The following is a 5,915-nucleotide window of genomic DNA, read 5'->3' as shown; positions in this document are numbered from 1 at the left end:
GTCAAGAAGTTGGCCGGTTGATCCATTTGGTAGGGATACTTCCACATAAAACTTGCTATAGCCGAGGGCAATGACCGCTGTTGCTACTAGATAAACTACAGATAGGACAAGGGTTGTTGACTGTCTTTTAGTTCCTAATATTTCAATTGTATTTGCAACTATAGATTCAAGTACTGAAATACAAGAAGTTAGGGCAGCAAATCCTGCAAGGATGAAAAATATTAGGCCAATTATCCTACCAGCAGAACCCATTTGGAAAAACACCTTTGGTAGGGAAATAAACATAAGTCCTGGTCCTGCAGACATGCCGTCAACACCTAAAAATACATAAACAGCAGGAATTATCATTACACCTGCAAGCATGGCAACGGCTGTATCCATGATTTCGATTACAGAAACAGATTTTGCTAGGTCAACTTCTTTTTTCACATAAGATCCATAGGTAATCATAATTCCCATAGAAACAGAAAGTGAGAAAAACAACTGACTCATAGCATCTAGGCAAATTTGTAAAAATCTAGAAACTGTCATTCCGGTGAAATCTGGTTTTAAATAAACAGCTAAACCTTCAAGACCTGTCCTTAATTCACCATTGCTTTCGCTTGATTTTAAGGTTAGGGAGAAAAGTGCGATTCCTAGGACCATTAGTAAAAGAATCGGCATGATAATTTTGGAAACTCTTTCGATACCTTTTTCAACACCGCCAAAAACAATCACAGCTGTAGTTACCATAAAGATTAAACTACAGTACACAGAAGCATTTGAAGAAATAAAGTTTGAAAAACAAGAATCATCAGCTGCTAGGGTCATCTGGCCATTTAAAAAATATTTTATGTAATTTAGAATCCATCCTCCTATAACAGCATAATAGGTCATAATTATTACAGGTACAAAAAAAGTAAATACACCTAAAAATTTCCATTTTGGATTCATTGACTGGTAGGCATATATAGCACTTTTGCCGGTTTTACGGCCTATGGCAAGGTCAGTTGTCAAAAGCGCAAAGCCAACTGTAAAAATTAAAACCAAATATATTATAAGGAAAACTCCACCACCGTCCTTAGCAGCAAGGTAAGGAAAACGCCAAAGGTTTCCTACCCCAACGGCAGAACCAGCAGCAGCTAGGATAAAACCAAGCTGGCCAGTAAATCCTTTATGTTCTTTCATAATAACTCCTCTTTTCATTTATGAATTAATAAGTTTATCATACCATCAAAATTTATAATTAAAACTTTTTTTTAATTTTTTTTCATAAATTTCGAGGTAAAATATATTATGAATTAGGAAAATGTTTGCTGCTTTGAAAAGAAAATGAGGTTATATAATGAAAATTGGAGTCAGTGCTTGTTTACTCGGAGAAAATTGTAAATATAATGGTGGGAATAATTACTCATATAAATTATCAAAAATTCTAGAAAGACATGATGTAATCTCTATATGCCCTGAGGTCATGGGAGGTCTTTTGACACCAAGAGAACCGGCTGAAGTTGCAAATGAAGTTGTTTTAACAAAAGATGGAAGGTCAGTTGATCATGAATTTAGTAAGGGAGCAGAAATAGCTTTAGATCTTGTGAAAAAATCTGGAGTAGAACTTGTAGTTTTACAATCAAGAAGTCCATCTTGTTGAGTTGGAAAAATTTATGATGTTTCGTTTTCTGGAAAATTAAAAAAAGGAGATGGAGTTTTTGTAAAATTATTAAAATATGAGGAGATAGAAGCTATTGATATAGAGGATTTTATAAACATTTGAAAAAAATATTTTGTATATAATATGTTTAACGCAAGGGTTGCTTTGGCTGAGATGAGAAATCGAACTCTTTAACCTGATCTAGTTAGGACTAGCGGAGGAACGTGCAATATGCGAAAATAGCTCCTTGTGAATACAAGGAGATTTTTTATGTCAGAGAAATTTACAGATAGGATATATCCTAAAATGTAGGGAATATGGGAAGCCTGTCTTAACCATAAATTTGTTCAAGGTATGGGAGATGGAAATCTAGATTTTGAAAAATTTAAACACTGGGTAAAACAAGATTACGTTTATCTAATAGAGTATGCAAGTTTATTTGCAATCGGTACATCAAAGACTTCAGACCTTACAACAATGAATTTTGTTTCCTAGGGTTTATACGGGGGTCTTATTTATGGAAATGGACCTCCATAGGTCATATGCAAAGACCTTAGGTATATCAGAAGTTAAGCTTAAAGCAACCGAAAACTCAGCAATTAACACAGCCTATACTTCTTAAATGCTAAATAAGGCACAGGCTGTTGGTGTGGCTGCAGCACTTCTTGCTTGTTCTTGGTGCTATAGTTTCATAGGTTTGGAACTTGCAAAAAAATTCGGAGCTGTAGAAAATGAAGCATATGTGTCATGGATTACGACATATTTATCAGATGAATTTACTAATTTAAGCCAAAATGCAATGGACTTGATAAATAAACTTTAAGAAGGTAAACAAGAAAGAAAATTAGAAATTCAAGAAGAAATAGTCATAAAACAGGACTATTTGAACATATGTTCTGGGATATGTGCTACAACGAAGAAATTTGGCCAGAAATTTTATACAGTCTCTAATTTATTGAAGGTCTTAAATGGGCTGATGAAGTGCCTGTGATTGGTCTAGAAATTGAAAGTGTTTTGTTTGAATTGTAATTAATATTTTATGATCCAGCTTTTGATTTTATTTGACTAGTGATTATTATCCATGTTATTATAGTAAAAATTCAGATATTATTGATAAATTAAAAGCAGATGTCGAATTTGTTAGAGATGATTCTATAATTCACTTTGTGATAATTGGCCTTGATGATGTTGTAGATGTCTTGACATCTAATTTGCCAAAAATTTTTAAATTATAAAAGGAGGATACTATTTTTTTTAATAAAAAAGTTAAGAAATTTTTTGTAGATGATGGAAGTTATGACTTATTATGGTTTATATTTGGATTGTTAATTTTATTTGTTTTTGCATTTCTAAGCATGCCTTATTGGATTTTTTGTTTGGGTATTGGGGTCCTTACTAGTGCGATTTTTAGATATATTACAACAGATGCTCTTTTTTATGATGATTTTAAAAATTTATACAACAGAAAAGATAGACTTAATTATATATTCAGTAAAAATATTTTTACATTATTTTTTCTAGCAGGTTTTATATTGATTTTATATATTTTATCATTCCTAGCTACAAAGTTAGGTTTTGTAAATAAAAATGAAGTCAACCTTGGTTTGGTTTTTAAGTTTTTAGTCTATATACTTGCGTCTGAAAACATTATTTTAATGCTTAACAACAAAATGATTCCTTCGTATAAATCTGGTCATAAAAGAAACATTAAAGAAGATATAATAATTGGTACGGAAAATTTAAAGTCCATGAGGCCATCCTTATTTGTAAATATTATTCTAATTATTTTTATATTTATGTTTAAAATTGACTTAACTATCTTTGCTGGAATAGTGTTTCTTTTTGCGTCAATTTTTATTTTTACCATTTATAAAACTTGCTAGAATTATGTAAAATTGATTTTGTTTTTAGGATAGGAGGGATTATGTTAGATCAAATATTATTAGGTATAAGTATTGGTTGTATTTTACTAATTACAGTATTTAGGTCACAATTTAAGGGAAAAATTGGGGAGATTGTTTCTGCGAAATTTTTAAATAAATTGGATAAGGATAAGTATAGGGTTTTAAATGATATTAAAATTGATAATCCATCTAATCATACAAAGACAAGCCAGCTTGATCATTTAGTTGTCTCAAAATATGGAATTTTTGTTATAGAAACAAAGGCCTATAAGGGAAAGATTTATGGTAAAGAATTCTCTAATCAGTGGTTACAATATTTATCAAATCAAAAAAATTATTTTATGAATCCAGTTTTACAAAATTATGGTCATATAAAGGCTCTCGAGGCTATTTTAGAAGAGTCTTATCCAAATATGAAGTATTTTTCTATTATTGCCTTTTCCCCAGAAGCAAATCTTAAAGATGTTGAGGTTAAGAATGCTAAGCTATGTAAGATTTCGCAAGTGGGTAAGCTTATTGAGTCCTTGTCTAGTGAAGAAGTTTATAGTGCAGATGATTTAGAGAAGATTGTAGGCCTTATAAAGTCAAAAAAGTCTTACCAAACAGATATTTCTCACGTCATGGATATAAATAAAATTAAGAAGGAAAACGAAAAGAAAATAGAAGAAGGTATTTGCCCTAAATGTGGTGGTAAACTTGTTGAGCGAGAAGGAAAATACGGAAAGTTTTTAGGTTGTTCGAACTTTCCAAAGTGCAGGTTTGTCGTTTCTGGAAAAAAAGATAAGTGAATTATATGACAATGCCTAATCATAGGAGAAAAAATGATTAGTAAAAAACAAATTTTATATTTTATTTTATACATAGGATCTTTTCCTTTGTTATTTTTGTGCTTTATTTTATGCACTAAAATTGAATTTATTCCACTATTTAATAATATTTTTTTGGGCATATCTATATTTGTATTTTTTGCTTATAATATTTTCTTTATTAGTAAATTTACAGACCTTAATATTAATTTTTATTTAAAACTATTGTCAACGCTTCTTATGATTGGACTTGGATTTTTGGCTGGATATTTGGTTTTGATTATGAGTATCTTTGCTTTTAAGGATAATGTTCCTTTTACTTATGATGGAGAAAAATATTATATCTTAAATGAAGGTTGGATTGATGAAAATTTTGTCGTTTATAGGAAAGATTTTATTACTATGGATAAGATGACATTTGAGGAGAGTGAGAAAACTTTTAAAAGTCTTGATAAAATCACTAATATAGAAGCCAAAGAAAATCTTAAAATTTATCTAAATAAGGATGAGGAGATTAATAAGAAAAATACCCAAGAAGAAGCGCGTGAAGAAAAAGAAATCCAGACTGAATCACAAATACTAGATAACTTTGAGCTCGAAGATGCAAAAAGAATCCCGAATTCATCCTACGGTTTTGTAGAAGTTGACAGAGCAGGAGCGAGGTCTAGGTGGTTTTTTGTAGAGATAAAGGATGATAAATTAGATTTTATATCTGAAATTCCCGACACTAGTCCTGATATTTCAGGATTAATAGAAGGTGATGGGCCTATTTTACTTATTTGTAAAGATATTAATGGCAATGAAAAACAATATAAATCAATTGATTTTGGAAAGACTTATGAACCTATCAATTGAAAATAAATTTGATTTTAGGATAAATCTGCATATAATATTTTTAGGGAATGAAGTACTCCCTTGATAATTATAATCTAAAACGCGTTTGCTGATGACTTCTACATTTTTGTAGGGTTGTCAGCTTTTTTATTAGGAAGGAGAGTTTATGATTTTATCACTCGGACTTATTCTAATTGTCGGTATGGTTTTTGCCAAAATCTTTGATAAGTTAAAACTACCTAGGATAATTGGAATGCTTCTTACAGGAATTATCTTAGGACCACAAGTCTTAAATCTGCTTGATACAAATATTTTAAAAATATCTTCAGACTTAAGGACCATTGCTCTTATAGTAATTTTATTAAAGGCAGGGCTCAGCCTTGATATTGGAGATTTAAAAAAAGTTGGTAGGTCTGCAGTTTTGTTATCATTCTTACCAGCAAGTTTTGAAATTTTATCTTATGCTATTTTTGTGCCTAAAATATTGGGTTTGAATATAATTGACGGTCTTTTGATGGGAGCCGTTATGGCTGCGGTTTCTCCAGCTATTGTTGTTCCTAGGATGGTAAAACTTATTGATGAAGGCTATGGTAAGGATGAATCCGTACCGCAGATGGTATTAGCAGGCGCTTCGTGTGATGACGTTTTTGTTTTAGTTTTATTCTCAAGCTTTCTATCCATGGCTAAAGGAAGTGTATTTTCTTATAAATCATTATTAAAGGTTCCTATATCAATCGTACTAGG

8 protein-coding genes and 2 riboswitches are annotated in these 5,915 nt (G+C 31.0%); of the genes, 7 read left to right on the top strand and 1 reads right to left on the bottom strand.

Annotated features, from left to right (window positions below; genetic code table 11):
* A partial coding sequence (locus RQ893_RS07480; RefSeq protein WP_311482411.1) for a sodium-dependent transporter occupies positions 1-1,167 on the bottom strand: 1,167 nt, incomplete at its 3' end.
* A gap of 157 nt (positions 1,168-1,324) precedes the next feature.
* Here RQ893_RS07480 and RQ893_RS07475 point away from each other — a divergent pair.
* The 7 genes from RQ893_RS07475 to RQ893_RS07445 all read left to right on the top strand — a co-directional run.
* Positions 1,325-1,627: a DUF523 domain-containing protein gene (locus tag RQ893_RS07475; protein WP_311482410.1), complete on the top strand. Its 303-nt coding sequence runs from the start codon at positions 1,325-1,327 to the stop codon at positions 1,625-1,627.
* A 146-nt stretch (positions 1,628-1,773) separates the two neighbouring features.
* Positions 1,774-1,867: riboswitch (TPP riboswitch) on the top strand.
* Positions 1,868-1,942: 75 nt separating this feature from the next.
* Complete coding sequence (locus RQ893_RS07470; protein ID WP_311482412.1) at positions 1,943-2,122, top strand: hypothetical protein; 180 nt, start codon at positions 1,943-1,945, stop codon at positions 2,120-2,122.
* Between the two features lie 127 nt (positions 2,123-2,249).
* The gene (locus tag RQ893_RS07465) at positions 2,250-2,450 is read left to right on the top strand and encodes a hypothetical protein (protein ID WP_311482409.1); all 201 of its coding nucleotides are present in this window, start codon (positions 2,250-2,252) and stop codon (positions 2,448-2,450) included.
* Between the two features lie 238 nt (positions 2,451-2,688).
* The gene (locus tag RQ893_RS07460; RefSeq protein ID WP_311482408.1) at positions 2,689-2,862 is read left to right on the top strand and encodes a hypothetical protein; all 174 of its coding nucleotides are present in this window, start codon (positions 2,689-2,691) and stop codon (positions 2,860-2,862) included.
* A gap of 689 nt (positions 2,863-3,551) precedes the next feature.
* Positions 3,552-4,319, top strand: a complete 768-nt coding sequence (locus tag RQ893_RS07455; protein WP_311482407.1) for an NERD domain-containing protein — start codon at positions 3,552-3,554, stop codon at positions 4,317-4,319.
* 258 nt (positions 4,320-4,577) lie between these two features.
* Positions 4,578-5,192: a hypothetical protein gene (locus RQ893_RS07450; protein ID WP_311482406.1), complete on the top strand. Its 615-nt coding sequence runs from the start codon at positions 4,578-4,580 to the stop codon at positions 5,190-5,192.
* Between the two features lie 34 nt (positions 5,193-5,226).
* A riboswitch (Fluoride riboswitch) is annotated at positions 5,227-5,300 on the top strand.
* A 37-nt stretch (positions 5,301-5,337) separates the two neighbouring features.
* Positions 5,338-5,915: cation:proton antiporter (locus tag RQ893_RS07445; RefSeq protein ID WP_311482405.1), on the top strand; the 578-nt coding region annotated here is incomplete at its 3' end.

This window comes from uncultured Anaerococcus sp. (assembly GCF_963510915.1).
GTDB lineage: Bacteria > Bacillota > Clostridia > Tissierellales > Peptoniphilaceae > Anaerococcus.
This window is presented reverse-complemented; position numbering and strand designations above follow the sequence as displayed.